At 37.5% G+C, this 26,222-nt stretch carries 25 protein-coding genes; 12 read left to right on the top strand and 13 right to left on the bottom strand.

Going from position 1 to position 26,222, the window contains the following annotated elements; all coding sequences use genetic code 11:
- Window positions 1–69 precede the first annotated feature (69 nt).
- Window positions 70–1,011: an exonuclease gene (locus tag O0931_RS02720; RefSeq protein ID WP_269414012.1), complete on the top strand. Its 942-nt coding sequence runs from the start codon at window positions 70–72 to the stop codon at window positions 1,009–1,011.
- A gap of 208 nt (window positions 1,012–1,219) precedes the next feature.
- Complete coding sequence (locus tag O0931_RS02725) at window positions 1,220–1,363, top strand: C1orf53 family protein (protein ID WP_269414013.1); 144 nt, start codon at window positions 1,220–1,222, stop codon at window positions 1,361–1,363.
- A gap of 14 nt (window positions 1,364–1,377) precedes the next feature.
- Here the strand turns inward: O0931_RS02725 and O0931_RS02730 are convergent, their stop codons facing one another.
- From O0931_RS02730 to O0931_RS02745, 4 genes are all read right to left on the bottom strand, one after another.
- Complete coding sequence (locus O0931_RS02730) at window positions 1,378–1,986, bottom strand: Uma2 family endonuclease (RefSeq protein WP_269414014.1); 609 nt, start codon at window positions 1,984–1,986, stop codon at window positions 1,378–1,380.
- A gap of 126 nt (window positions 1,987–2,112) precedes the next feature.
- Entirely contained in the window at window positions 2,113–2,829 is a 717-nt protein-coding gene (locus tag O0931_RS02735; protein ID WP_269414015.1) for a ZIP family metal transporter, read from the bottom strand.
- Window positions 2,829–3,392, bottom strand: a complete 564-nt coding sequence (locus tag O0931_RS02740; protein ID WP_269414016.1) for a phosphatase PAP2 family protein — start codon at window positions 3,390–3,392, stop codon at window positions 2,829–2,831. The genes O0931_RS02735 and O0931_RS02740 overlap by 1 nt, the downstream gene beginning before the upstream one ends.
- The gene (locus tag O0931_RS02745; protein ID WP_269414017.1) at window positions 3,389–4,120 is read right to left on the bottom strand and encodes a class I SAM-dependent methyltransferase; all 732 of its coding nucleotides are present in this window, start codon (window positions 4,118–4,120) and stop codon (window positions 3,389–3,391) included. The genes O0931_RS02740 and O0931_RS02745 overlap by 4 nt, the downstream gene beginning before the upstream one ends.
- Window positions 4,121–4,690: 570 nt before the next feature.
- On the opposite strand from O0931_RS02745, the gene glmM reads away from it, so the two are divergent.
- Both glmM and O0931_RS02755 read left to right on the top strand, forming a co-directional pair.
- Complete coding sequence (gene glmM, locus O0931_RS02750) at window positions 4,691–6,079, top strand: phosphoglucosamine mutase (RefSeq protein ID WP_269414018.1); 1,389 nt, start codon at window positions 4,691–4,693, stop codon at window positions 6,077–6,079.
- 3 nt (window positions 6,080–6,082) lie between these two features.
- On the top strand, window positions 6,083–7,231 hold the full coding sequence (locus O0931_RS02755) for a cysteine desulfurase family protein (protein WP_269414019.1): 1,149 nt from the start codon (window positions 6,083–6,085) through the stop codon (window positions 7,229–7,231).
- 63 nt (window positions 7,232–7,294) lie between these two features.
- On the opposite strand, the gene O0931_RS02760 is transcribed toward O0931_RS02755, so the two are convergent.
- Window positions 7,295–7,651, bottom strand: coding sequence for a hypothetical protein (locus O0931_RS02760; protein WP_269414020.1), 357 nt, complete (start codon window positions 7,649–7,651; stop codon window positions 7,295–7,297).
- A 10-nt stretch (window positions 7,652–7,661) separates the two neighbouring features.
- On the bottom strand, window positions 7,662–8,222 hold the full coding sequence (locus O0931_RS02765; RefSeq protein WP_269414021.1) for a transposase: 561 nt from the start codon (window positions 8,220–8,222) through the stop codon (window positions 7,662–7,664).
- A 786-nt stretch (window positions 8,223–9,008) separates the two neighbouring features.
- Here O0931_RS02765 and O0931_RS02770 point away from each other — a divergent pair.
- The 4 genes from O0931_RS02770 to O0931_RS02785 all read left to right on the top strand — a co-directional run bounded on the left by O0931_RS02770 (window position 9,009) and on the right by O0931_RS02785 (window position 12,777).
- Complete coding sequence (locus tag O0931_RS02770) at window positions 9,009–9,212, top strand: hypothetical protein (protein WP_269414022.1); 204 nt, start codon at window positions 9,009–9,011, stop codon at window positions 9,210–9,212.
- 77 nt (window positions 9,213–9,289) lie between these two features.
- Window positions 9,290–10,189 (top strand): MBL fold metallo-hydrolase, encoded by a 900-nt coding sequence (locus O0931_RS02775; RefSeq protein WP_269414023.1) that lies wholly within the window; start codon window positions 9,290–9,292, stop codon window positions 10,187–10,189.
- A 181-nt stretch (window positions 10,190–10,370) separates the two neighbouring features.
- Window positions 10,371–11,696, top strand: coding sequence for a cytochrome ubiquinol oxidase subunit I (locus O0931_RS02780; RefSeq protein ID WP_269414024.1), 1,326 nt, complete (start codon window positions 10,371–10,373; stop codon window positions 11,694–11,696).
- Window positions 11,697–11,772: 76 nt separating this feature from the next.
- Entirely contained in the window at window positions 11,773–12,777 is a 1,005-nt protein-coding gene (locus O0931_RS02785) for a cytochrome d ubiquinol oxidase subunit II (RefSeq protein ID WP_269414025.1), read from the top strand.
- A 207-nt stretch (window positions 12,778–12,984) separates the two neighbouring features.
- On the opposite strand, the gene O0931_RS02790 is transcribed toward O0931_RS02785, so the two are convergent.
- Together O0931_RS02790 and accD are read right to left on the bottom strand one after the other, a co-directional pair.
- Entirely contained in the window at window positions 12,985–14,532 is a 1,548-nt protein-coding gene (locus O0931_RS02790; RefSeq protein WP_269414026.1) for a M20/M25/M40 family metallo-hydrolase, read from the bottom strand.
- A 714-nt stretch (window positions 14,533–15,246) separates the two neighbouring features.
- Window positions 15,247–16,092, bottom strand: coding sequence for an acetyl-CoA carboxylase, carboxyltransferase subunit beta (gene accD, locus O0931_RS02795; protein WP_269414027.1), 846 nt, complete (start codon window positions 16,090–16,092; stop codon window positions 15,247–15,249).
- Between the two features lie 288 nt (window positions 16,093–16,380).
- Between accD and fbaA the strand changes: the two genes are divergently transcribed.
- From fbaA to O0931_RS02815, 4 genes are all read left to right on the top strand, one after another.
- A complete protein-coding gene (fbaA, locus tag O0931_RS02800) occupies window positions 16,381–17,460 on the top strand; it encodes a class II fructose-bisphosphate aldolase (RefSeq protein ID WP_269414028.1) in 1,080 nt (359 codons plus the stop codon).
- A 164-nt stretch (window positions 17,461–17,624) separates the two neighbouring features.
- Entirely contained in the window at window positions 17,625–18,107 is a 483-nt protein-coding gene (locus tag O0931_RS02805) for a low affinity iron permease family protein (RefSeq protein WP_269414029.1), read from the top strand.
- Window positions 18,107–18,529 (top strand): GNAT family N-acetyltransferase, encoded by a 423-nt coding sequence (locus O0931_RS02810; RefSeq protein WP_269414030.1) that lies wholly within the window; start codon window positions 18,107–18,109, stop codon window positions 18,527–18,529. The genes O0931_RS02805 and O0931_RS02810 overlap by 1 nt, the downstream gene beginning before the upstream one ends.
- 205 nt (window positions 18,530–18,734) lie before the next feature.
- On the top strand, window positions 18,735–19,028 hold the full coding sequence (locus O0931_RS02815) for a GIY-YIG nuclease family protein (RefSeq protein WP_269414031.1): 294 nt from the start codon (window positions 18,735–18,737) through the stop codon (window positions 19,026–19,028).
- 141 nt (window positions 19,029–19,169) lie between these two features.
- Here O0931_RS02815 and O0931_RS02820 read toward each other — a convergent pair whose 3' ends face one another.
- From O0931_RS02820 to O0931_RS02840, 5 genes are all read right to left on the bottom strand, one after another.
- Complete coding sequence (locus O0931_RS02820) at window positions 19,170–20,030, bottom strand: hydroxymethylglutaryl-CoA lyase (RefSeq protein ID WP_269414032.1); 861 nt, start codon at window positions 20,028–20,030, stop codon at window positions 19,170–19,172.
- Between the two features lie 135 nt (window positions 20,031–20,165).
- Window positions 20,166–21,482: an NAD(P)/FAD-dependent oxidoreductase gene (locus O0931_RS02825; protein WP_269414033.1), complete on the bottom strand. Its 1,317-nt coding sequence runs from the start codon at window positions 21,480–21,482 to the stop codon at window positions 20,166–20,168.
- Window positions 21,483–21,928: 446 nt separating this feature from the next.
- Complete coding sequence (secDF, locus tag O0931_RS02830; protein WP_269414034.1) at window positions 21,929–24,907, bottom strand: protein translocase subunit SecDF; 2,979 nt, start codon at window positions 24,905–24,907, stop codon at window positions 21,929–21,931.
- Window positions 24,908–25,238: 331 nt separating this feature from the next.
- Window positions 25,239–25,748 (bottom strand): dihydrofolate reductase, encoded by a 510-nt coding sequence (locus tag O0931_RS02835; RefSeq protein ID WP_269414035.1) that lies wholly within the window; start codon window positions 25,746–25,748, stop codon window positions 25,239–25,241.
- 30 nt (window positions 25,749–25,778) lie between these two features.
- Entirely contained in the window at window positions 25,779–26,159 is a 381-nt protein-coding gene (locus O0931_RS02840) for a four helix bundle protein (RefSeq protein WP_269414036.1), read from the bottom strand.
- Window positions 26,160–26,222 lie beyond the last annotated feature (63 nt).

The raw sequence follows: 26,222 nt of genomic DNA on the forward strand, positions 1-26,222 counted from the left end.
ACAGCTTAATTTTTATAAATAAATGTTTAATCAGCTAAAATCCTGGTTTATCCTTAAATCTTACGAATCATGATCTTAGACGACTTTATCACCATCACACCAACAGGCCTATATTGTGTTTACGGCGATTTCTATTTAGACCCGCAACAGCCCGTGAAAGAAGCGGTAGTTTCTCATGCGCATGGCGATCATGCTGTCGGCGGGAGTCAGAATGTTTATTGCACCGCTGCAACTGAAAGTTTTATGAAACATCGCTACCGCAAGTTTGCAGCGGTCGATTTTCATGCCAAAAAATACCACGAAACGTTTAAAATAAGTGAGGTTGCCATCACATTCTATGCTGCCGGGCATATTTTAGGTTCTGCGCAGGTATTAATGGAGTATCAGGGCGTTAGATACCTTTATACCGGCGATTACAAGATTGAACCGGATAGCAGTTGCGAACCTTTTGAATTTGTTCAAGCCGATGTTTTGATTACTGAAAGTACATTTGCAAATCCAGAAACTAAACATCCGTCACCAATCGATGAAATTAAAAAGCTAAATGAAACCAATTCGAATATCATGCTCGGATCCTATGCTTTGGGTAAGAGTCAGCGGATTATTCAGTTACTTAATGAGTATTGTCCAACCAAAAATGTGATGGTTCATCACAGCATTATGCCTTTCGTAAAAATCTACGAAGATTATGGAATAAAAATCGGCAATTACAAAATGTACGATAGAAAAGTAATGAAGAATAACCATGAACATCAGGTTTATCTGGTACCTCCGATGGTTTTCCATAGCTACCATAAAGCCATAAATGTGGTTCGGGCTTTTGCTTCGGGCTGGAAAAACCTGCAACAGCAAAACGGAATTTCACTTTACATTTCCGACCATGCCGATTGGGCTGCTATTTTAGAAACCATCGAAAAAGTAAAACCGGAGCAGGTATGGACTTTACATGGAGACGGCAAGCAATTAAAAGAATATTTTGAGGGTAGGTTGGAAGTGAAAATCCTTAACTAAGGAGCAGGATTTACAAGATGAATGGATTTGCAAGATAAAAGTTAATATACATCAACTCAACAATATCGCAATTTAACAATTTTAAAATTCAGTAACGGCAGGATTTAAGGATTTTCAAAATAAAAGCACCAGCTACAATTTAACAGTTAAGCAATACAACAATTTTAAATTCTCTAATTTACCTGATCAAAACTTACTCATTTTACATATGAAAGAAGGAGAAGACTTTTATTTTAACGAAGAAGGATTGATGGTTTTTACTGAAGTCTATCATTTAAAGCGTGGTTATTGCTGTAAAAATAAATGTAAACACTGTCCGTGGGGTTATGGGAAGAAGAAAGAAAAGAAATAATCAGTTCACAGTTTTTAGTTTTCAGTTTGCTTAAAATGAATGCGGTTGTAAATATCACTTAATGCCATCTCAAAACCCATTGAAACAAAATTTAATGAATCGCCTGTTTCTTTGTATTCGATGAGTTCCCAACTTTGTTTTTCGTTAATGTAAAAAGCCTCAACCGATATAGATTCAGAATCAATTAGGATATATTCTTTTAGCGTGGAAATGTCTTTATAAAGATCAAATTTGTGACCCCTGTCGTAGTTTTTGGTTGATGGAGATAAAATTTCGATAATAACTGTGGGTTCAACAAAACTTTCGTCGTCAACATCACTTTGTTTTGCATCATTACAATAAATGGAAATATCAGGGTAGGTACATAAAGTATTTTCGGGAATGTGCATGCGCATGTCGCTGCCAAAAGGTTCACAAGGTTTTCCTTTAAGTTTATTTCCAATAGCAACAAATAAATTACTGAATATCCTGTTATGAATTGTGCTGGCACCAGACATTGAAAATATCTCACCTTGAAAATATTCATGCTTTTCCTGCGATGCCTTTTCCATCTCTAAATATTCTTCAACTGTGAAATGTCTTTTCTTACAGGCTACACTTGGCTCATTTACAATTTCTTCCATATACCAATTTACCTAAATTTTCATTGCCGTTGAAAAAAAATAAACGATTAAACGTTTAAAATGGTTAATCGATTAATTCTTTCAGTTGGTTAATTAAAAATTGTCAACTGCCAACTGAAGACTGAACTAATGCCCTGCGAAAAAACCAATTAGCGCAACACAAATTCCCAATAATACGGCAATCATTTTGCGGGTATTAATTTTATGGTCGGCGCTTGATTCGAATAAAATGGTGGTCGAAATGTGCAGGAAAATACCAATCACGATACCCATTATTTTATTAAAATAGGCATCAATGCCGCCAATGCTTCCATTGCTCAAGCCAATACTTACATAAAAACCAAGCGGAGCCATAGCAGCGAAAATAAGCAGGTACATAATAATGCTTCCCTTTTTGAAATGGTTTTGCAATAAAATGCTCGCCAAGGCAAATGCCGCAGGAATATGGTGAAGTGAAATCCCGAAAATAAGTTCGTTATGTTGGTCTTTTGCAAGCGGCATGCCCTCTAAAAAAGCATGTAAACAAAGGCTAATCATAATTCCGAATGGAAAAACATGGCCATCATGATGTTTGTGGATGTGTCCGTGTTCTACGCCTTCGGAAAACTGCTCTAAAAATATTTGCAATAAGAAACCAATAAGAATAAAAATTCCGATTTCTCCCTTGTCGGGGCCGCTGTAGGCATCTGGAATTAGGTGTAAAACCGTTATGGCGAAAAGGTACGCACCACTAAAAGACAATATCAGTTTTAGTAGTTTCGATTTATCGCTCTTAACCAAAAATATGGCTGAGCCGCCTAAAAAAGCGCAGAAAAAAAGTACGGCAAATTTCCAGGCTTCCATTAAAATTCAGGTTGTAGTTTTTTAAAAATTCTTGAACAGATAAAACCGATTATTGTTCCGATTATTGCCCCGGTAATTACATCAACAGGGTAGTGTACGCCAACATATACCTGCGCAAAACTAATAATTGCTGCCCAGAAAATTCCTATCGGCAAAATTGTTTTCCAGCGGCTGTAAAAAACGCAAATCAAAAACACTGCAATGGCAAAGTGATTTGTAGCATGTGCAGATGGAAAACTTAGCCCGCTTCCGCACGGAACACGGTGAATAATGTAACTTGACAAACTTAAATCGTTACAAGGCCGAACCCTTTCAATTAAAGGTTTTATCAATCTTGATGCAATTAAATCACCCGTGGCGAAAGTAAAAAGTACCACCCCGATTAGGTAATAACCTTGTTTTTTATATTGCTTAATGCAAAAAACAATGATAAAGAGATATAGTGGCGACCAAAAAAAACGATTGCGCAATAAAGGCATCAGCCAATCGAAAAAGCCATTCGAAAGCCCACGGTGGATTTTCAGAAACAGCTCAACATCAAATTGCTGTATGCTTTCCATCATGCTTTTTTACAAATTAAAATTAACCGGTCAGAATTCGATTCGTCAAAGTCATCAAGCGAATAACTCCCAAATGTTTTTTGAATTACCATGCCGGCCTTGGTCAGCATCCGCTCAAAATCCTCAAAACTGAAAGCCTGAACGCGTTCTTCGAAATTATATATTTTACCATGGTCTTCGAAATTTATCTTTTTGATAATTTTTCCCTCAACCACATTTTTAGTGATGTTGAATATAATTCCATCAAGTGATTTAGATTCGCAATGATTTAAATTTCTGATGATTTTTTCCGTATTAAAGTAATCAACAACTAAAGTTCCGTTAGCTTTTAAACACTTTCTGAAAGTTTTTAAGGCATTTACATGATCTTTTTCTGTATCAAAATACCCGAAACTGGTAAATAAATTCAAAGCGATATCGAAATAATTTATGTAGAACAATCTACGCATATCGTGTACCAGAAAATGCAGTTTATTGTTTTCGAACTGTTTGGCGTACTTTATACTTTGTTCCGATAAATCGATTCCCGTAACATCGAAACCCTTCTTGTTCAGGTAAATGGAATGTCTGCCCTTACCGCAAGCAATATCAAGCATTTTTGAATCGGTATCCGGACTAAGGTATTTTGTTAAATTATCGATAAAAAATTCGGCTTCGGCATCGTTTCTTTGTTGGTAAAGAATATGATAATATGGCGAATTAAACCAATATTGAAACCACTTGCGCTGCATATTAAAAGCCTTTTGTTTTGGAATCTGCAAACTTAGATAAAATTGGTTTAAACAATGTATATTAATTTCACAGCTAAGCAATTTTATAGCTTTATGTAATGATCAAAGCGTCTGTTTATTTATCTTGGAAATGAACGTTAAGCATTTCATCGGAAACTTTAGTCCCGCCATTCGCTATAGCCCCGATAGAAAAATCGGGGGCTGCCGCTGCTGTCGGGTTTAAAAAACAAAGGTTTGTATTAAGGCATCGTACTTGCAAGGAACGAAGCAATCTTAAAGCTATGGGTTAAATGCAAAGATAAAGCTTAATAGGATGATGCTTCCTGTTTCGCAAAAGAAGGTAATCGTTTTTGGTTTTCCCGACACTCTAATTTCTGTGACCCCGACTTAGTGGAGAACCCAAAAGAGAGAAAATCAGTCACACGTTTGACTAAAGCCCAGCCCCAATTTCTATTAAATACATCGTATAAATAGATATAAAAACAATGTAAATTAACGCTCAAAGGCAGCTTAAAATAGCTGCTATCTTGTTTTTTTTCTTATTTTTGAACCTCAAATAAAATACACAAAGTGACTTTAATAAAATCGATTTCAGGGATAAGGGGAACCATAGGCGGACAAGCTGGAAATGGCCTTACACCGATTGACATAGTAAAATTTACAGCTGCTTTTGGCAGTTGGGTTGTACAGAAAACGGGAAACAGCAGAATTGTTTTAGGCCGCGATGCGCGTATTTCGGGCGAAATGGTTAATAATCTCGTTATCGGAACCTTGCAGGGTTTGGGTATTGAAGTTATCGATTTAGGCTTATCGACCACGCCAACTGTAGAAGTTGCTGTACCTGATGAACAGGCTGGAGGCGGCATTATTTTAACGGCCAGCCACAACCCAAAACAGTGGAATGCCTTGAAATTATTAAATGCTAATGGCGAATTTATCAGCGATTCAGATGGTAAAGAAGTTTTAGATTTAGCTGAAAATGCGAGTTTCGAATTTGCTGATGTAGATAAATTAGGTAAGGTTGTAAAAAATGATACTTACCTGCAAAAACATATTGATAAGGTTTTAGCCTTGCCTTTGGTCGACGTTGAAGCGATTAAAAAAGCAGATTTTAAAGTGGTTATCGATTGTGTAAATTCTACAGGTGGTATTTTCATTCCCGCTTTGTTAAAGGCTTTAGGTGTTAGCAGGGTTACCGAATTGTATTGCGAGCCGAACGGGCACTTTCCACACAATCCCGAACCCTTACCTGAAAATTTAACAGAAATATCAAAAGAAGTGCAAAAACAAAATGCCGATTTAGGCATAGTGGTTGACCCCGATGTCGACCGTTTGTGTTTCGTGAATGAAGATGGAAGCATGTTTGGCGAAGAATATACTTTAGTAGCGGTTGCGGATTATGTGTTGAAAAACACACCAGGCAATACCGTTTCTAATCTTTCTTCAACACGTGCACTACGCGATGTTACAGAAAAATCTGGCTCAGAATACAATGCATCGGCAGTTGGCGAGGTAAATGTGGTTAACAAAATGAAAGAAACCAATGCAGTAATCGGCGGTGAGGGTAACGGTGGAATTATTTATCCGGAATCGCATTACGGTAGAGATGCTTTGGTTGGAATTGCTTTGTTTTTAACGCACCTGGCTAAATTTGGTAAGTCTATTTCTGTTTTACGCAGCAGCTATCCTCAATACCATATCTCGAAAAATAAAATTACCCTTACGCCAGAAATGGATATCGATAATTTATTGAAACAGGTAGAAGAAAAATATAAAAGCCAGCCTTACAGCACAATCGATGGTTTAAAAATCGAGTTCGATAAAACATGGGTGCATTTGCGCCGTTCTAATACCGAACCGATTATTCGAATTTACAGTGAGGCCGAAAATGAAACTGTTGCCGAAAGTTTGGCCAACAAAATTATTTCTGATATAAAAGAAATCCTTAAATTGAATTAGCACATGAAAAGAGTTTATTTAGATAATGCAGCTACAACGCCTTTAGATGCGGCTGTAATCGCTGAAATGACAAACGTGATGGAGAACTATTTTGGTAATCCATCGGCTATTCATGCGCTTGGTCGTGAGGTTAGAACCTTGGTTGAGAAAGCCCGTAAAACGGTTGCAAATCTTTTGGGTGCTTCACCGTCAGAAATTTTCTTTACTTCAGGCGGTACCGAAGCGGATAATACGGCCATTCGTTGCGGTATATCTGCTTATGGGATTAAACATGCCATCACTTCAAAAATTGAGCACCATGCAGTTGAGCATACGCTAAATATGATGCTTAAAAATGGAGAAATTGAGAAGTTAAGTTTCGTTAACATCGATGAAAAAGGTAATGTAGATTACGCCCATTTAGAAGAGTTATTGCAAAACAACGAGCGTACTTTTGTATCGTTAATGCATGCGAACAACGAATTGGGCACACTAACCGATATGATTAAAGTTGGCGATATCTGCGAAAAATATAACGCGATTTATCATGCAGATACCGTTCAAACCATGGGACATTATGTACATAACGTGCGTGAGTTAAAAGCGCATTTCATTGTTTGTGCAGCACATAAACTTCATGGCCCGAAAGGTGTGGGTTTCCTGTATGTAAACAGCAACATTAAAATTCCACCGATGATTTATGGTGGCGCACAAGAGCGTAATATGCGGGGCGGAACGGAAAATGTTTACGGCATTGTTGGTTTAGCTAAAGCTCTGGAAATTGCTTACGCGGAGATGGAGCAACACCAAAACCATATTCAAGGACTAAAAGATTATTTGAAAGAGGCTTTAGTTGCAGAAATTCCGGGTATTGCTTTCAATGGTGAAACCGATGCAGATAAAAGTCTTTATACGGTATTAAACGTATCTTTCCCTGAAATGGATATGGCCGATATGTTGTTGTTTAATTTAGATATTAACGGGATTTGCGCTTCAGGCGGAAGTGCCTGTTCGTCAGGATCGAACATCGGTTCGCATGTTTTAAATGGCATTAAAGCCGATCCAAATCGTCCGTCTGTTCGTTTTTCCTTCAGCAAATTCACTACAAAAGAGGAATTGGATTATGTAATTGAAAAAGTTAAAATGGTGGTTAAGCAGAATGCTTTAGCCTAAAATATCATTAACCAAATAGGAACAGTCTCGGAGCAATTCGGGACTTTTTTTGTGGAGTTTTTTTTAAAGTATCTCCCTGGTTGGTGGCCCACCAACCATAAATATTGGCCGGTTAAAAGCTCGTAGAAGTGCTCGGTTTTGTTTCTTTTTATCAAGAAAAAAGAAAGAGTCGTTCCGGCGGCGAGGTAAATAAATACGCCCTTGCATATCAACGCCATGGTTGGTGGCCCATCTCCCTGGTTGGTGGCCCACCAACCATAAATATTGGCCGGTTAAAAGCTCGTAGAAGTGCTCGGTGTTGTTTCTTTTTATCAAGAAAAAAGAAAGAGTCATTCCGGCGGCGAGGTAAATAAATACGCTCTCGCATATCAACGCCATGGTTGGTGGCCCACCAACCATAAATATTGGCTGGCCATACATAAAAATGTTATTAAAATCTATCTCTGTAGTTAGTTAGAATTTTAAATTCATCAACGCCATTTTCATAAAAAGTAGCGGAAGACCACCGATAATCTTCAGGCCGAGTCACTAAATTCCACCTTTCTTGAAGCGGGTTATTATGCATGTAGTTTAGTTTTTGTTCTAAAACATGAATATTAAACAGGTCTATTGCAAGTGGATCTCTTTGCCATATTCTATAGCTTCTGTCAGACTCGCGAACCAAAAAGTGTTTTAATATTTGGGGATAGTTTATAATTAAATCTTTTTTTAATTCGTGAGAAGTTTCTTTTAGAAAACTCGAAGTTGGCTTTTCCTTTCCATTTGGTTTTATAGGTTTTAAAATAATATGAATATGATTTGGCATAATCACAAAACCATAAACTTCAATAAATTTATGGTCGACGAGTTTTTTTAATGAATCGATCACAATTTTTTTGTACGGCTCTGGATTGAGTAGCTTTTTCCAGTTCTTAATAGTACATGTCCAAAAATAAGTTTCGTTGTATTCCAGGAATGATTTTCTTCTATTTTTAAAAATATCAGAATTCATATAAATACATTTTTACTAATATAATAAAATATGGCATTTCTTGGAGAGGTTGGTGGGCCACCAACCACGGATGGAGAGATTTTTTTGAAAGTGTCTCCCTGGTTGGTGGCCCACCAACCATAAATATTGGCCGGTTAAAAGCTCGCAGAAGTGCTCGGTTTTGTTTCTTTTTATCAAGAAAAAAGAAAGAGTCGTTCCGGCGGTGAGGAATAAAAATACGCCCTTGCATATCTCAAAATAAAGCCTTAAATTTAATTAAGATAAAGGCAATCCAATTTGCCAATAAAATATAGGTCCTAAACGAAACCTTATCAAAAAAACCCATGGTATAAGGTTAAGCAAATTTCACAAGAGCTTTTTGATTTCTTGAAAGGAGAGTCAATATAAATTTGTTTTAAAATTATTAAACCCACGAAAGCAATCAAAGCTTTCTATAAATCTTATCGTTATGGAAAATTATCAAACCAATCCGCAATCAACAAATGTTGAGACTGGAAAACTATTCGCAGAAAGAAAGCATATCTATAAATTCATTTTAGCACCGTTTTCGTTTGAATCTTCACATCACTTTAACAAAATTCATAAACGAAAATTTAATTCTTTCGGCTGTATACATGAATTGAGGAAATTGTCGGGCTCAATGCTTTAAGCTTTAATTCAGAATAGCTATTGCAATCTTTTTTTGGAAAGGAAAAGGAATTGTTACGCCTAAACCCATTCCCAAAAGAACTAATAAAAACAATATTATTTTTCACTTGTTCATTTAATATATCAAATTGAAAAACCATGGAAAATAATAAAGAAAAAGGTAAAGTTGTTGAGAATGACTTGCTAAATAGAACCGCAGAAGATATTAAAGAAGATAGAACGCTTGATGAAAACAAATCGTCTAAAGTTGGAACTAACTTATTTAACAAAGATAAAGGCCGTAAAAATAATTCTTTTGGCCCGGGTCATGAGCCAGGTACAACACCAGGTTCAGGTATATAGGAACATATTAAATTACGAGCGAAAATTATTAAATTTAAGCCACAGCATTTGTTGTGGCTTTTTAAGTTAATCTCAAAATGGAAAGAAGAAATTTTATCAAAAATTCGGCCTTGGCAATGGCCTTGCTATCAATTTATAAAACAGATGTTTTTGCGCAGCAGGAAATACTTCGGGCATATAATTTCAAGCCTTTAAGAAATAACGTCGGCATTTTTACCGAACAAGGCGGAACCATCGGCTGGCTCAATTCATCAAATGGTTTTGTTGTGGTTGATGCACAGTTTCCAACTTCGGCTCCGCATGTTATCGAGGAGCTTAAAAAACTTGGAGAAAAACCATTCAGATACTTAATTAATACCCACCATCATGGCGATCATACCGCAGGAAATATCGCTTTTAAAGGTTTAGCTGAAAAAGTAGTAGCGCATCAAAATTCACTGGTAAATCAAAAAAAAGGCGCAGAGCAGGCGAATAATTTAGATAAGCAATTACTGCCCGATACGACATTTGGTACCGGTTGGAAAGCAAAGGTAGGAAACGAAAAAATCAGTGCTTATTATTATGGTTCCGGTCATACCAATGGGGATGCAGTTTATCATTTCGAGGATGCAAATATCGTTCACGTTGGCGATTTAGTATTTAACCGTAGATTTCCATATATCGATAGAGAAAACGGCGCACATATCGGTAATTGGATTACGGCGTTGGATAAAATCCAAAATCAATTTGATAAAGACACGTTGTTCATTTGGGGACATAGTTTAGACCCCGAAAAAGTAACCGGAACAAAAGCAGATGTAAAGGCGTATCAGGATTATCTGAAAAACCTGATGGCTTATGTTGGCGGTGAAATTAAAGCAGGAAAATCGAAAGAAGATATTCTGAAAGCAACTACAATTCCAAATGCTCCGGAATGGCAGGGCGATGGGATTCAAAGAAGCTTAACCGCTGCTTATGATGAATTGAAAGGGGTTTAACATTTAGCTACAGATTCGCAGATTTCAAAAATAATCTGTGAATCTGTGGCAGCATTCCTCCAAATTTTTCTTCAATTTATAAACATTCTATATTTAAAATAAATCTAAACAGCCGTTCCAAAACTGTTACAAGCTAACCCTTATCTGCTATATTTGTGTTAAACTAAATCCAATAGCAGATATGGATGATTTTTTAGCAGCCCGCTCCCAAATGGCCTTATCATTAGGCTTTCACATTATCTTTTCCTGCATCGGTATGGTTATGCCTTTTTTCATGGCCGTTTCACACTATAAATGGTTAAAAACTAATGATGAGGTTTATAAAAATTTAACGAAAGCCTGGAGCAAAGGTGTAGCGATTTTCTTCGCAACGGGTGCAGTATCCGGTACCATGTTATCTTTCGAACTGGGTTTATTATGGCCAAAGTTTATGGAACATGCCGGTCCAATTTTCGGGATGCCATTTTCGCTTGAGGGAACTGCTTTTTTTATTGAAGCAATCGCTTTAGGATTTTTCCTTTACGGTTGGAATAAACTGAATAAATGGTTTCATTGGTTTACCGGGATGGTTGTTGGTGTAAGTGGTTTAGCATCAGGGATTTTAGTTGTTGCAGCAAATGCCTGGATGAACAGCCCGGCAGGCTTTGACTTTGTAAACGGAAAATATTTGAATATCGACCCAATCCAGGCAATGTTTAACAAGGCCTGGTTTTCGCAGGCATTGCATATGTGTTTAGCAGCATTTACGGCAACGGGCTTCGCGGTTGCAGGCGTTCATGCGCTTATGATTTTAAGGGATCAGAATAAGGAATTTCATTTCAAAGCATTTAAAATAGCCGCAACTTTTGCTTGTATTGGCGCATTATTGCAGCCTTTAAGCGGCGATATTTCAGCTAAGGATGTTGCTGAAAGACAGCCGGCTAAGCTTGCCGCTATGGAAGCGCTTTACAAAACAGAAAAGCCTGCACCGCTTTTAATTGGTGGAATAGTAAACGAAAAAGATAAAACCGTTAAAGGCGCAATTAAAATACCGGGGGCACTCAGCTTTCTTGCACACGGCGATTTCAAAGCTGAAGTAAAGGGATTGGATAAAATTCCGGAAAATGAACATCCACCTGTGGCGGTAACACACTATGCATTTCAAATTATGGTAGGGATAGGTACATTACTTGCTTTAATTTCACTTGTATACTTCATCAATTTAATCAGGAAAAGATCACTTTTAGAGAAACGCTGGTTACTTAAATTGTTTGTATTGGCCGTTCCTTTGGGATATATTGCACTCGAGGCCGGCTGGGTTGTAACTGAAGTTGGGCGCCAGCCCTGGATTATTTACGGTATTATGCGCACTAAAGATGCCGTAACGCCCATGCCCGGGATAGCCTATTCATTTTATATTTTCTCGGCGATTTATTTATCACTGAGTTGCATTGTAACCTTTTTGCTTTACCGTCAGATAAAAATGGTTCCGGTACTTTACAATAAAACAAACCACAATGACCAATAACCAAATTGCAATAATCAACTGGAGTAACATGTTAAAATCGGTGTAATTATCTAATCTGTGTAATCATTTTCATAATATGGAATACGTTGTAATCACCTTTTTATGTTTGGGAATTTTGCTTTATTTCCTTTTAGGAGGAGCCGATTTTGGTGCCGGTATTATTGAGTTATTTACCTCAACAGAAAACCGGAGCAGAACACGTAAAACCATGTATCAGGCGATTGGTCCGGTTTGGGAAGCGAACCACATGTGGCTCATTATTGCTATTGTTATCCTCTTTGTAGGTTTTCCGCACATTTACACAACCATGTCGGTTTATCTCCATATCCCTTTGCTCATTATGCTCATAGGCATTATTGCCCGCGGTACAGCCTTTGTTTTCCGCCATTACGATGCGGTTAAAGATGATATGCAGTGGCTTTACAACCGGATTTTCAGGTATTCCAGTTTCGTTACACCTTTATTTTTGGGTATAATCGCAGGCAGTGTAATTTCCGGTCATATCGATACCGATGCAAAAGATTTTCTATCCGCTTATATTTACAGCTGGTTGAACTGGTTTTCTGTTGCTGTGGGTTTATTTACGGTTGCATTATGTGGGTTTCTTGCTGCTATTTACCTTATTGGTGAAACAGATAACGACCATGATAAACGTCGTTTTATTAAAAAAGCAGAATACATGAATATCTCGGCGGTAATTTTTGGTGCGATGGTTTTCATCGCAGCACAATTTGATAATATTCCCCTAATCGACTGGGTTTTCAGAAATACAGTTGGCGTAACAGCAATCATTTTGGCAAGCTTTTCGCTGATTTTGCTGTGGTACCTACTAATTAAAGGCAAAACTAAAGTGTTAAGAATTTTGGCAGGTTTCCAGGTTACGATGATTTTAGTAGCCATTAGTTATGCCCACTTTCCAAACTTTATCAGATTAAAAAACGGGAGCGCAATTTCACTTTTTGAAACCGTGGGGCCAGAGAAAACGATTTATAGTTTAGGATTGGCTTTGCTACTGGGTAGTGTTTTGATTTTGCCTTTTCTTGGCTATTTGTTTTACAAGTTTCAGAAGAAAGAGGAGTAGATTTTATAATTAGACATCAATTGTTAAGTTTCAATAAAAAAGCGTCGTCATCTCGACTGGAACGCAGTGAGATGAAGAGATCTACCTAGTTTGATTTCTCGGCTGCTTTGCACTCCGCTCGGAATGACGATGCATATAAGTATTATTCAAACGGAAAAGAGCATCTGTTTGCAAATGCCCTTTTCTAATTTATTCTTGATTTTTTATTTACAATCCGCCTTTTCTATTCGATTTCGTTTGAACAGGCCATTCTGCAGGTTTTCCTGTGCGAGGATTCGGAGGTAAATCTGTCGCCTTCTCATTAGAAGTTTTCTCCGGATCTTCACAAGCCATGTAGACCATAATTGCAGCTAAAATTACATTGCTCCGAATTTCATCAAAAACTAATTTATCATAGCTGTCGCGGTTGGTGTGCCAGGTATAAGTTCCATAATCCCAGCTGGTGGAGCTTAAAGAATAACCCAGCGCGCCCGCAGCTACAAAAGATGCAAAATCAGAACCGCCTGCACCTGGCATGCCAGGGAAACTGGTTTTAATTTGATTTTTAATTGTATCCGGAACGGCCGACAACCAACGGGTGATATAATCTTTTGATTTCGCAAATCCTTGTCCGCCAATGTTAACTACGCGGCCAGTTCCATTATCCTGGTTAAATAAAGCTTGTAAATTGCTTACAATTTCAGGATGGTCTTCTACAAAAGCCCTTGAACCATTTAAACCTTGCTCTTCACTTCCCCAGTGGCCAACTAAAATGGTACGTTTTGGGTTAGGATAAAACTTCTTTAAAATACGCATGGCTTCCATCATTAAAATAGTACCCGAACCGTTATCTGTTGCGCCGCTAGCTGCATCCCACGAATCAAAGTGAGCCGATAGCATTACATATTCTTTCGGTTTCTGCTTACCTTTAATTTCTGCAATGGTGTTAAAAGTTGGCACAATACCTAATTCTTTCGATTCAGATTCGATTTTTAACATCGGTTTGTTGCCGCTTGTGGCTAAACGGTAAACCAAACCGTAATCTTCAACCGATAAATCTACTGTAGGAATTTTAGTCGTATTGGCACCAAAAACTTTATCTACGCCAAAACCTTGCGACCAGTTATTGATAATAATACCCGCTGCACCTGCATTTTCGATAGCTAAAGCCAGGTTCTTTGCATTTAATCCTGTTTTTGCGATTCCTGCAGCCCATGCTTTTGCAGCATCAGCTTTCTCTTTTTTATATTTTTCAAACAAATCTTTTGTAGCAAATTCTTCCCAGTTTTTTTCAGGGCGGCCAGATATTTGGTTCATTGAAATTAAAACCAGTTTGCCTTTTACGCCTGGTAACCACTTTTGGAAAGAAACAGAATCGGTCATTGCAGGAAGAACAATGGCTTCTGCGTTAATGGCTTTTCCATTTGTTGATGGGCTCCAGGCTAATTGTGTACCCTCTAGCGTTCTTAACCGCGGACTAATCAAATCAATATGCGTAACGCCTCGTTCCCAACCACGCCATTCGCCCCATTTTTCATTCTTCGCAGAAATACCCCAGTCACTGTATTTTTTAACAGCCCAGTCATTAGCCTGTTTCATTTGTGGCGAACCAACTAATCGCGGTCCGACAACATCTAAAAGCTCGTGAGCAAGTTTTTCTAACTGTGAGTTTTCATTTACCTCCTTAACGATATTATCGATAACTTTTTTGTCTTGTGCAAAGGCAAAAGAAGACGTAAAGAGGAGTAAGGTTGGGAGTAGTAGTTTTTTATTCATTTCAGTTTGCTTAATTGACAGGCTAATTTAAGTAATAACGGGATGGGAGAGGTGATGTTAATGGAAATGTTGCAGATACAATGTTACTCGTCATTGCGAAGCGATTTTTCATCGCTGTGGCAATCTCTTACTTGGTGGGGTTGCTTTGTGTTAGCCAGACAGGCTTTCCATTTTTTCTTGATAAAAATTGGCGCAAAATCGATCCGATTTTTCATCGGGAGAGCTCATGAATGCAATTAAAACAATGATTAGCGAGGAATAAATCAAGACTTGAATCTGATTTTTGGAAAAATTCGTCAAATCGTTATCGAAAAAAATTTGAGGCCTAATGTCTTTGCCGTTTTGCCATTACACAAACTGCAAATTCTTTTGTTCAGTGAGTTTTTAAAGATTGGGCAAACTGTTTCAACGCTCTTTCTTAAAATCATCTGCTATGCCGTATCCTTTCTTCGAGAAATTTGTGGTATGCTGAAAGTTTGTTTGAAACACTGTCCAATTCCCCTCCTTATTTTCAAGTAGGGGTTGGGGGTGGTTTTTAACTGCCATTCATAAAAATTACAAAACCCGCATAATCTAAACCTGATTGACGTGAAAAGCCCACAGCGTAGCGATGATTTGAAACAAAAAGCAGGACTGAAATAACCGAAGTCATTCAAGCCCTGCTTTTCAAATAGCAATTAAACAGTTAAACAGTTAAACGATTAAGCCGAAAAATTAATTATTCATCATTTTAATAAAAGAACCAAGTTTAGCTTTCATAGCCCTTCTATCAACAATAAAATCAAGAAATCCGTGTTCCAAAACGAATTCAGAAGTCTGGAAACCTTTCGGTAAATCTTTTTTAATGGTTTCTTTAATAACCCTCGGACCGGCAAAGCCGATTAAGGCGCCCGGTTCAGCAATGTTAATGTCGCCAAGCATGGCGTAAGATGCTGTGACACCGCCGGTTGTAGGGTCGGTTAATAAGGATATGTAAGGGATTTTAGCCTGACTTAATAGTGCTAACTTTGCAGATGTTTTTGCCATTTGCATTAGTGAAAATGCGGCCTCCATCATACGTGCCCCACCTGATTTCGAAATCATCAGGAAAGGAATTTTATGTTTAATGCTGTAATCGATTGAACGGGCAATTTTTTCGCCGACAACCGAACCCATAGAACCGCCAATGAAAGCAAAATCCATACAGGCAATTACTAAATCCTGGCCTTCAATTTTACCAACACCAGCACGAATGGCGTCTTTTAAACCGGTTTTAACCTGACTTTCTTTAATTCGGTCGGTATATGGTTTATTATCGTTAAAGTTCAGCGGGTCGCCTGATGTGAGGTTGGCGAAAAGTTCTTTGAATTCGCTATTATCAAATAAAACTTCAAAATATTCTTTAGAACCTACCCTCAAATGATAGTTACAGTAATGGCAAACGTATTTGTTTTCCTGTAATTCTGTCTGATGTAGCGGTTTTTTGCAATTCGGACACTTATTCCACACGCCATCAGGTGCCTCTTTCTTCTGGTCGGTGGTAGTAATGATACCTTTATTTTCTCTTTTAAACCAAGCCATATAATTTTTTAAAGAATTGGATTGCAAAGAAACGAAAAATAATATAAAGATTAAGAATTACCCATAACCAAATTCGTTTAACGCCCGGCATTATTTGATAATTGCAAACTAAAAACCGCAAATTGAAATTTGGATATTTTTTACATTGTGTTCTTTATACACTAAGGATAATGTCTTTTTTACACTAAATAGCCTTTATTTGATTGTGAGGCAAATAATTCTGTTGTTACAAAAGCTTTAAATGTTATTTTTTTTTATAACTTCGGACTTAATAAAAATTAACAAGAGATGAGTTTAAAAGGCTACAAAGGCGTAATTTACGGAGATGCCGTTCAAGAATTGTTCGAACAGGCTAAAAAACATCAGTTTGCTTTACCAGCAGTAAACGTAACCGGAACAAATACGGTTAATGCGGTATTGGAAACTGCTAAGGCAGTAAATTCGCCTGTTATGATTCAATTATCTAATGGAGGTGCGCAATTTTACGCGGGTAAATCTTTAGATAATGAGAAATTGCAGGCATGTATTTTAGGTGCAGTATCGGCAGCTAAACATGTACATTTATTGGCAGAACATTATGGTGTTGCCGTGGTTTTACACACCGACCACGCCGCTAAAAAATTGTTGCCTTGGATTGATGGCCTTTTAGACCACGGTGAAAAATTCTTCGCTGAAACAGGAAAACCCTTGTTTTCATCGCATATGTTAGATCTTTCGGAAGAGCCGATTGAAGAAAACATGGAAATTTCTGCAAAATATTTTGCCCGCATGGCAAAAATGAACATGACTATCGAAATCGAACTTGGGGTTACAGGCGGCGAGGAAGATGGTGTGGATAACAGCGATGTAGACAGCTCTAAGTTATATACTCAACCAAGCGAAGTTGCTTACGCTTACGAAGAATTGAGTAAAGTTTCTCCTCGTTTTACGGTTGCTGCGGCATTTGGTAATGTTCACGGGGTGTACAAACCGGGCAATGTAAAATTACAACCGGTTATTTTAAAAAACTCACAGGATTTTGTCAAAGAGAAATTTAATTTGACTGCAGAGAAACCAATCAATTTCGTTTTCCACGGTGGTTCAGGTTCTTCTCAGGAAGAAATCAGAGAAGCTATTTCTTACGGCGCCATCAAAATGAATATCGATACGGATATGCAATGGGCATTTTGGGAAGGTATTTTGGAATATTATAAAAAGAACGAAGCTTATCTTCAAGGCCAGATTGGTAACCCTGACGGCGAGGATAAACCAAATAAAAAATACTATGACCCACGTGTTTGGTTGCGTAAAGGTGAAGAAACTTTTGTTAAGCGTTTAACTACAGCATTTGAAGATTTAAATTGCATTAATGCAAACGATAAGTTATAAGAGATTGGAATGTTGAAAAGTTGCAAGGTTTTAACGTTGCAATAATTCTAACCCTAAAACATTCCAAATTTTCTGAGATTACAACGAACAACAAAAGCGCCATAGGTTAGAAAACTTATGGCGCTTTTGTTTGTTTTATGCTATATTTAAGCAAACGAAATGTGATGACAAAATCTAAAACCGATACCAAAAAAAATAATTTTTTTGAGAAGTTTGCTAATGCCGCAACTAAATTTACCGGCAGCTCGGTTGCGTTTATTTCTGCCACAGCAATAGTAATCATTTGGGCAGTTACTGGCCCGCTGTTTAACTATTCTGAAACCTGGCAATTGGTTATCAATACGGGCACTACAATTATTACTTTTCTGATGGTTTTCCTGATTCAGAAAGCACAGAATAAGGATGGAAAGGCGATTCAGTTAAAGTTAAACGAACTTATTGCCGCCCAACAAGGCGCAAGCAACCGCATGGTTGATATTGAAGATTTGAGCGAAGATGAATTAGATCAGTTACATAAATTTTATGTTACGATTGCCACACTTGCAAAAAAAGAGGCCGATATTCATTGCTCGCATTCAATCGATGTGGCGAAAGATTTGAACGAAAAAAAATTAAAAACGAATAAACACTTTAAACATCATAAATAATGAGTCTGCTAGTTCAAAAAGTTAATCATCCAGAAGATTTAGATAAGGTATTTGCTATACGTAAAATTGTATTTGTAGATGAGCAGAATTGTCCGCCGGAATTGGAATGGGAGCATGAAGACGAATCTATTCATTTTTTAGCTACCCAAAACGGACAGCCCTGTGGCGCTTGCCGCTGGCGTAAAACAGATGCTGGCTATAAGTTAGAGCGCTTCGCAGTTTTAAAAGAATTTAGAGGGCAGGGTGTGGGCAGGGCTCTAATAGCAGAAGCACTTTCTGATTTGCCTGAAAATGCACATTATATTTACCTGAATTCACAGTTGGATGCGATGAGCTTATATGCAAAATTTGGCTTTGTAGCAGAAGGCGAACAGTTTGAAGAAGCGGGTATTCAGCATTTTAAAATGGTGAAGAAGATTTAATTAAACCCTCCGTCATTGCGAGGCATGAAGCAATCTTAAAGCGTTCGCTATAAAAGTGATGTCTTCAACAAATTAAAATCCCACCCATAGTTGTAGGATTGCTTCGTGCCTTGCAATGACGACTATTATGAGTTTAATTGCAAAGAACGCGTGCCCGCCGCAAGCAGACAATTTAAGAGCATTCGCCATTTTAAACATATAAAAAATGGAAAGAGGGGGCTGTGTTTACATCATGACAAATTCTTTTAACAACGTTTTATATGTTGGAGTAACTTCAGATTTACGAAGTAGAATTTGGCAGCATAAGAATAACGAATTTCCAAAAAGTTTTACTTCTAAATATAAATGCTATAAGCTTGTATATTTTATGTTTTTTCCGACAATAGAGGATGCTATTGCTGAAGAAAAAAGAATTAAAGGAGGAAGCCGTCAGCAAAAAATTAATTTGATTATTGGCTTAAATCCAAGTTGGAAAGATTTTTATGACGAATTGGATTAAGTTTACGTCATTGCGAGGTACGAAGCAATCTTAAAGCGTTCGCTAGAAAAGTGATGTCCTCAACAAATTAAAATCCCACCCATAGTTGTAGGATTGCTTCGCGCTCGAAATGACGACCTCCCGAAAAGTGACCGAATTAATTCAACTAAATATCTTGGCCGATAAATTTATCGCTTCATTCCATTTATCCATATTCAGATTTAAGTCTGCTCCTTTAGAATTTAAAAAGCTTATCACATCCTCCGTTGCAATATTTCCGGTTAAATCATCAGCAGCCATCGGGCAACCGCCAAAGCCTTTCAAGGCAGAATCTATTCTTTTTACTCCTGAATTGTAAGCGGCTTCAATTTTTTCAAAGCGTTCGTTAGGAGTGGAGTGCAAATGAATGCCAATCTCTGTATTGCTAAACCCGGAAATCAGTTTTGGCAGGATGTCTTTGATTTTTTCAGGCGTAGAAACCCCAACCGTATCTGCCAAAGAAAGCATTGTAACACCTTTACCGACTAAAGTATCGGCCCATTTTTCTACAATTTCGTAATTCCATTCATCGCCATAAGGATTTCCAAAACCCATTGATAAGTAAACAACAGCTGTTTTGTTATGCTTTGCACAAAGGGAAAGCATTTCTTCAACAGTTGTTAAAGACTGGTCAATGCTGGAATTAGTATTTCGCTGTTGGAAGGTTTCAGAAATAGAAAAAGGAAACCCAAGGTAGCTTATCTGTTCATATTTAATAGCTTCTTCAACGCCTCTTAAATTAGCTACAATAGCTAAAAGTTTGGTTGAGGTGTTGCGCAGATCTAAATTAGCCAAAACTTCTGGCGTATCGGCCATTTGTGGTATCGCCTTGGGTGAAACAAAACTTCCGAAATCAAGCGTGTCAAAACCAACCTGTAACAACAAATTCAGATACGCTGTTTTTAGTTCCGTTGGAATGAAATCATGTAAGCCCTGCATCGCATCTCGCGGGCACTCCACTAATTTGAATTTATTTTGGCTCATCTTATTCGGTTTTAACCGCAAAGTGCGCAAAGTTTTTCGCAAAGAAAAGAAGTAAATAAAAACAATTATATAGTGCTTAAGTTGTCCTAAACGCTAAACGCTAAACGCTAAACGCTAAACGCTAAACGCTAAACGCTAAACAACCTCCTTAACTTCCTCCCTGTAATCTACACTTCTATCCTTCGCAAAGGTTCTGATAATTAACCTCGTTCCTCTGTCGTAACTAAAATAACTCCAGAGCCAGTTTATGAAAACAATAATCTTATTTCTGAAACCTACTAAAGTCATCAGGTGCACAAACATCCAGGTAAACCATGCGAAAACACCTTGAAAACGGATTTTGCCAATATCTACAACGGCTTTATTCCGGCCAACTGTTGCCATAGAACCTTTATCAAAATATTTGAACTTTTCTAAAGGCTTGTTTTCTTTAATGTTAATTAAGTTTTTAGCCAAATGATGGCCTTGTTGAATGGCGGCAGGTGCAACACCAGGATGGCCATTTGGTGTTTCTTCATCAATTATCGCAGCAACATCGCCAATGGCGTATATATTTTGATAGCCAACCACTAAGTTTTGCGTATCTGTTTTTAATCTTCCCCCGCGAACAATTTCGGCATTAGATAAGCCTGCCAAAACTTCACCCTTAACACCCGCACTCCAGATTACTGTTGAACTTAAAATTGGCGCTTTGTCTTGTAGTGTGAGTACCTGGCCATCATATCCCAATACCCTGGTATTATTCATCACCTGAACGCCCATTTTGATTAAAAATTCTTTCGACTTTTGTTGTGCCTGGGGTGACATCGGACCTAAAATTTCAGGAGAATTTTCGATTAAATAAATATTAACCTTATTCAAATCCATTTCCGGATAATCGTTTGGTATAACGTGCTTTTTAAGCTCCGCAATTGCACCAGATGTTTCCACACCGGTTGGGCCACCACCCACCACAACAAAATTCAATAAAGCACTTTTTTTATCAGCATCGTTCTCGATAAGCGATTTTTCAAAATTCTGTAAAATCAAACTTCTTAAATCCAAAGCCTCAGGAATCGACTTCATCGGCATCGAGTTCGCCTCAATTTCCTTATTGCCAAAGAAATTACTCGTAGAACCCGTAGCGATAACCAGGTAATCATAATTAATTTTACCAATATCAGTTTGCAAACAATTTTCAGCGGCATTAACTTCCTGCACTTTTGTAACGCGAAAAATTAAATTCTTTTGTCCCTTGAAAATTTTACGAAGTGGAAAAGCAATGGAATCGGCCTCTAAGCCGCCAGTAGCCACCTGGTAGAGTAGTGGTTGAAAAGTATGGTAGTTGTGTTTATCCAACATAACTACTTGAAAAGGCTTATTTTTTAATCGTTTTGCTAATTCAATCCCGCCAAATCCACCACCAACGATAACTACTCTCGGGTATTCGCTTTTAGGAAGTTGTAAATCCATTTTATATTGGTTTATCTGTTGTTAATGTAACAAAAAGATAGCCAAAAGGTTTAACAATCGAGATTTTGGACACTATTTTACCTGATTGATAATTATATAACGCCGGTATGACGAAGGTGGTTTTTTACAGCTTTCTAGCACTGCCTTAAATTAATTAAATCTGATAGGAATGGAAACCCTATTTAATTTGCAGTAGCCCTGAACTTTTTGTCATGCTGAGGTAAGAAGCATCTGCAAGTGATGGAGCAGATGCTTCTTACCTCAGCATGACAGTACTTAATTAAAAAAGATTGAAATGTATAGCAGGACTATCAGAACAGAAGAACTACTGTTTTTGCTTTCCAAAAACAAAAATAGAGTCCTTTGGCCTTAGTTATAAAAAGGATATAAAAAAACGCCCTCCCGATTTATCGGGAGGGCGTTCAATATTTAAGAATCTGAATTCTCTACTTTTTCTTCTCAGCAGAGCTACCCAAATCGATTACGATAGGCGTAGAGATACATAATGAAGAGTACGTACCGATGATACGACCGATTAACAAGGCGAAAATAAATCCGCGGATGCTGTCGCCACCAAAGATAAAGATGACCAATAACACGAAGAATACCGTTAACGAAGTCAAAATGGTACGACTTAATGTACTGTTCAATGCGAAGTTAATTAAGTTGTTACGCTCTTCGCCATGTAAATCATCTTTACCGGCTTCTTTCAGTTTCTCACGGATACGGTCGAATACAACAACAGTTTCAGTCATGGTATAACCCATTACCGTTAAAATCGCTGCAATGAAATCCTGGCCAATTTCTAATGAGAAAGGCATTACACCATCTAAAATGGTGTAGAAAGACAATACCATTAGAACATCATGGAATAATGCGATAACCGCACCTAAACCATACTGCCATTTTTTGAATCGGATAACGATGTAGATAAACATGAATAAACATGAAATCAATACGGCGTAAAAAGCACCATTTACGATATCACTGGCGATAATCGGTGTTACTTTCTGCGAGCTCACAATTTCATATTTAGAACCTGCTAAACCTTTGTTTAAAGCATCTTCAACAACTTTGTCCGTTTTAGGATCCTGATCTTCAATGTGGAAAGTAGTTGTAATTTTTACCTGGCTGTCTTCGCCCGCAGTTTTAACCTCTGGTGTTTCGTTACCAAAAACAGGGTTTAACTTTGTTTTTAAATCTTCAGTATTAACAGCTTTATCAAAGTGAACCAAATAAGTTCTGCCACCTTTAAAATCGACACCTAAGTTTAAACCACCGTTTTTGAAATACATACCAATACCAGCAATAATAATTATTGAAGAGATGATGTAATAAATTTTACGGCGACCAACAAAGTTGAATGCTAAGTTTTTAAATGCATTACGGGTAAAGTTATTATCGAAACTAACGTCAACCTTACGGTTTAACAATGAATCGAAAACGACTCTTGAAATTGCAACAGCAGCAAATAATGATGAAAGAATACCAATACACAATGTTGTTGCGAAACCTTGAACCGGGCCGCTACCAAAAACATAAAGGATAGCACCTAAGATGAATAAGGTAACGTTTGAGTCAATAATCGATGGCATTGCATGTTTAAAACCTTCTTTAATCGCAGCTGCGGTGTTTCTACCATGCGCAAGTTCTTCACGTACACGTTCGAAAATCAGGATGTTCGCATCAACCGATAAACCGATGGTTAAAACGATACCCGCAATACCAGGCAATGTTAATACAGCACCTAACGATACCAGGATACCGATGATGAAGAATAAGTTTAATAATAAAGCGAAGTTAGCAACCCAACCGGCACGGTGATAATACAATGCCATGAAGATTAAGATTACAATAAATGCAATTACAAAAGAAATTAAACCATCGTGAATGGCTTGTGCACCTAAGGTAGGACCAACAACGAAGCTACCCGCAATACGAGCCGGAGCAGGTAATTTTCCGGCCTTTAAAATGTTCGATAAATCTTTAGTATCTTCTTGTGTAAAGTTTCCTGAGATAGAAGAAACACCATTTGGAATTTCGTTCTGAACCGTAGGCGCAGAATAAACCTGGTTATCTAATACGATAGCGATAGATTTTTTATTTTGAGGATCCGCAGAAGCTTCAGCAGTAATTTTTTTCCACTTCGCAGCACCTTCGCTGGTCATGTACATGGTTACTTCCGGTTTACCTTTCTGGTCAAAGTCGTTACGGGAATCACTAACAGCCTCACCACCTAAATCCGGTTTACCATCAGCGCTTGTAACTTTAATCGCATATAGTTCGAAAACTTTAGAGCCATCCATTGGTTTAACGCTCCACATAAACTTCATGGTAGAAGGAATGGCAGCAGCAACCTCAGGCATTCTGAAATATGAATTTACCTTTGCAGTGTCTTTTTGAGCAACCCAACCAACAATCGGTCCCGGACGTAAGGCCGGCTGACCATTTTCGCCCTGGTAAGTAGGAATACTTAAAACTGAAAATAAAGGATTAGATTTTGCAAGCTCAGCTTTAGCCGCAGTCGAATCTTTTTTACCTAAACCTGCGAGTTTTCCACCTTTGGTCGTATCAGTAGCAGCTTTCTCTAAGCCAGCCAATTTACCACCCTTAGCAGGCGCAGCAGTTGTATCTTTAGCAGCAGGAGCAGTTTCTTTTAATGTAGAAGCTAAGGTTTTGTTGATGTTTTCAAGTAAAGAAACAACTTCCTGTACCTGATAAACTTGCCAGAACTGTAATTCTGCCGAACCTTGTAGTAATTTATAAACACGCTCTTTATCCTGAATACCCGGCATCTCAATTAAGATACGGTTACTACCAGGTTGTTTTTGCATGTTCGGACTCACCACACCAAAACCATCAATACGAGAACGTAAAATTGTAAATGAACGGTCGATTGCGCTTTCAGCTTCTTTTGATAAAAAAGCCTGAACTTCACTGTTCGTTGCATTTGGTTTTAATTGCGATGCGTTATCCTGATTAGAGAAATAATCTGCAAGTTTTACACCAGGACTTAATTTTTCGAATTCATCAACAAATAATTTGATGTAATCTTTGCCGCCGGCGTTTAGTTGGGTTTGTGCATTTTGCAATGCTTTGTTAAAATTAGCATCATTTGTATTATCTGCTAACGATTTAACCAATTCCGATAACGATATTTCCATCGTTACGTTAATACCGCCCTTTAAGTCAAGACCTAAATTGATTTCTTTTGATTTAACCGACTGGTAAGTAAAGCCCAAAACCGGGTAAACTTTTTCGGTACTCATCGAATCTAAATAAGCCTTCTCTTTAGCTAAATCACCTTTCGCATAGTTTTTTGCGTCTTTTTCCACTTTGGATGCGACCAAAGTAAAAGAAAGTGCATACGCACAAACGATAGCCAATACTATCGCTATAAACTTAATAAAACCTTTTCCTTGCATTGTTTGTTTAAAATAATTTGTCTTTCGCTGTTTTTTAACAAGTCGGCAAATCTAATTAAATTTTTAAATTATAGAACCCCTTAATTGATAATTTATTAAGATTAATTTTTAACACAAAGAAATCTGAGTTTTTTAATGATAAACCGCAAAGTGCGCAAAGAAAAAAGGCGCAAAGCACACGAAGCGTATTTTGCGACAAAATGCAAATGGAGCACTAGTACAACTGGAAATAAATCGGACTATAATTTAATTAGACAGTTACGCTAGCAATAGAAAGGCTTTTAAATTTTGGCATACTTTGCGAAAAGCTTAGTAATCTTTTCGGTTAAAACTAAGGGTTTTTTCGTTTAAGTACCTCAAAAGTATAATCGTATTTATTCTTCTCATCAGCTTGATGAGGTTCAATACTTACAGTTTCCCATTCATTTCTATCGATTTCAGGGAAGAAAGTATCTGCTTCGAAAGTATGATGAATAGTAGTTAAATAAAGCGTATCTGTTTTTGGTAAAGCCTGGCGATAAATTTCTGCCCCGCCTACAATAAAAATTGGCTTTTCTTCATTTTGCTTAATCTTCAAAGCCTCATCTAGGCTATTCACTACTTCAACACCTTCAATCTTTAAAGTTGAATCTCTGGTAATCACGATGTTTCTGCGATTCGGTAATGGTCTGCCAACGGAATCAAAGGTTTTGCGACCCATCACAACAGTATGTCCCGAAGTAGTTTGTTTAAAAAACTTCAAATCAGCAGGCATATGCCATAAAAGCTGGTTGTTTTTGCCGATAGCGAAATTTTCGCCTACTGCAACGGCTATGGAAAGCGGTTTTGGTTCATTAGTCATTAGTTTCATTAGTTCATTGGGTTCATCCGTTCATGATTTTGTGCAATAATAGCCCTTTCCAATATATTTTAAATAATCATTAAGCTTAATGTGTATTGTTTCTAGCTTGTTGAAAAGTTGGGCGTAAATTTCTTCGCTAACCAAACCTCTATGCCGCATTTTCCTCAAAAAAGACTTAGTCTCCAAAATTGAACCTCTGCTATAGTAACAGAAATTTTTATTTTCCTTAAAATGAAAACGTCTGTAACCCTCTGCTATGTTGGCACTAATTGAATCTGCAGCTCTGCAAATTTGTTTACCTACAGTATCTTTAGCAAAGAAATCCCATTTTGTAGTAATATCCCATATTTCATTTGATAAATCTTCAGCAAGCATATAAACTTCTAAATCTTCAATGCGATTATAACTCATAATTAGTTTGTTTACATATTAATTACAAGGGATGAATTTAGAATAGAGATTTTGCCAATAAAC

The organism is Pedobacter rhodius (assembly GCF_027213645.1).
In the GTDB taxonomy this organism is placed as follows: domain Bacteria; phylum Bacteroidota; class Bacteroidia; order Sphingobacteriales; family Sphingobacteriaceae; genus Pedobacter; species Pedobacter rhodius.

Excerpts from the sequence above, each read along its gene's own strand:
- O0931_RS02840 (WP_269414036.1), bottom strand. The coding sequence starts at position 26,159 with ATGAGTTATAATCGCATTGAAGATTTAGAAGTTTATATGCTTGCTGAA.
- O0931_RS02760 (WP_269414020.1), bottom strand. The coding sequence starts at position 7,651 with ATGTATGGCCAGCCAATATTTATGGTTGGTGGGCCACCAACCATGGCG.
- fbaA (WP_269414028.1), top strand. The coding sequence starts at position 16,381 with ATGAGTTTAAAAGGCTACAAAGGCGTAATTTACGGAGATGCCGTTCAA.
- O0931_RS02780 (WP_269414024.1), top strand. The coding sequence starts at position 10,371 with ATGGATGATTTTTTAGCAGCCCGCTCCCAAATGGCCTTATCATTAGGC.
- O0931_RS02835 (WP_269414035.1), bottom strand. The coding sequence starts at position 25,748 with ATGACTAATGAACCAAAACCGCTTTCCATAGCCGTTGCAGTAGGCGAA.
- O0931_RS02825 (WP_269414033.1), bottom strand. The coding sequence starts at position 21,482 with ATGGATTTACAACTTCCTAAAAGCGAATACCCGAGAGTAGTTATCGTT.
- O0931_RS02775 (WP_269414023.1), top strand. The coding sequence starts at position 9,290 with ATGGAAAGAAGAAATTTTATCAAAAATTCGGCCTTGGCAATGGCCTTG.
- O0931_RS02720 (WP_269414012.1), top strand. The coding sequence starts at position 70 with ATGATCTTAGACGACTTTATCACCATCACACCAACAGGCCTATATTGT.
- O0931_RS02725 (WP_269414013.1), top strand. The coding sequence starts at position 1,220 with ATGAAAGAAGGAGAAGACTTTTATTTTAACGAAGAAGGATTGATGGTT.
- O0931_RS02790 (WP_269414026.1), bottom strand. The coding sequence starts at position 14,532 with ATGAATAAAAAACTACTACTCCCAACCTTACTCCTCTTTACGTCTTCT.
- secDF (WP_269414034.1), bottom strand. The coding sequence starts at position 24,907 with ATGCAAGGAAAAGGTTTTATTAAGTTTATAGCGATAGTATTGGCTATC.
- O0931_RS02805 (WP_269414029.1), top strand. The coding sequence starts at position 17,625 with ATGACAAAATCTAAAACCGATACCAAAAAAAATAATTTTTTTGAGAAG.
- O0931_RS02770 (WP_269414022.1), top strand. The coding sequence starts at position 9,009 with ATGGAAAATAATAAAGAAAAAGGTAAAGTTGTTGAGAATGACTTGCTA.
- O0931_RS02755 (WP_269414019.1), top strand. The coding sequence starts at position 6,083 with ATGAAAAGAGTTTATTTAGATAATGCAGCTACAACGCCTTTAGATGCG.
- O0931_RS02765 (WP_269414021.1), bottom strand. The coding sequence starts at position 8,222 with ATGAATTCTGATATTTTTAAAAATAGAAGAAAATCATTCCTGGAATAC.
- O0931_RS02820 (WP_269414032.1), bottom strand. The coding sequence starts at position 20,030 with ATGAGCCAAAATAAATTCAAATTAGTGGAGTGCCCGCGAGATGCGATG.
- O0931_RS02810 (WP_269414030.1), top strand. The coding sequence starts at position 18,107 with ATGAGTCTGCTAGTTCAAAAAGTTAATCATCCAGAAGATTTAGATAAG.
- O0931_RS02730 (WP_269414014.1), bottom strand. The coding sequence starts at position 1,986 with ATGGAAGAAATTGTAAATGAGCCAAGTGTAGCCTGTAAGAAAAGACAT.
- O0931_RS02785 (WP_269414025.1), top strand. The coding sequence starts at position 11,773 with ATGGAATACGTTGTAATCACCTTTTTATGTTTGGGAATTTTGCTTTAT.
- O0931_RS02815 (WP_269414031.1), top strand. The coding sequence starts at position 18,735 with ATGGAAAGAGGGGGCTGTGTTTACATCATGACAAATTCTTTTAACAAC.
- accD (WP_269414027.1), bottom strand. The coding sequence starts at position 16,092 with ATGGCTTGGTTTAAAAGAGAAAATAAAGGTATCATTACTACCACCGAC.
- O0931_RS02740 (WP_269414016.1), bottom strand. The coding sequence starts at position 3,392 with ATGATGGAAAGCATACAGCAATTTGATGTTGAGCTGTTTCTGAAAATC.
- O0931_RS02745 (WP_269414017.1), bottom strand. The coding sequence starts at position 4,120 with ATGCAGCGCAAGTGGTTTCAATATTGGTTTAATTCGCCATATTATCAT.
- O0931_RS02735 (WP_269414015.1), bottom strand. The coding sequence starts at position 2,829 with ATGGAAGCCTGGAAATTTGCCGTACTTTTTTTCTGCGCTTTTTTAGGC.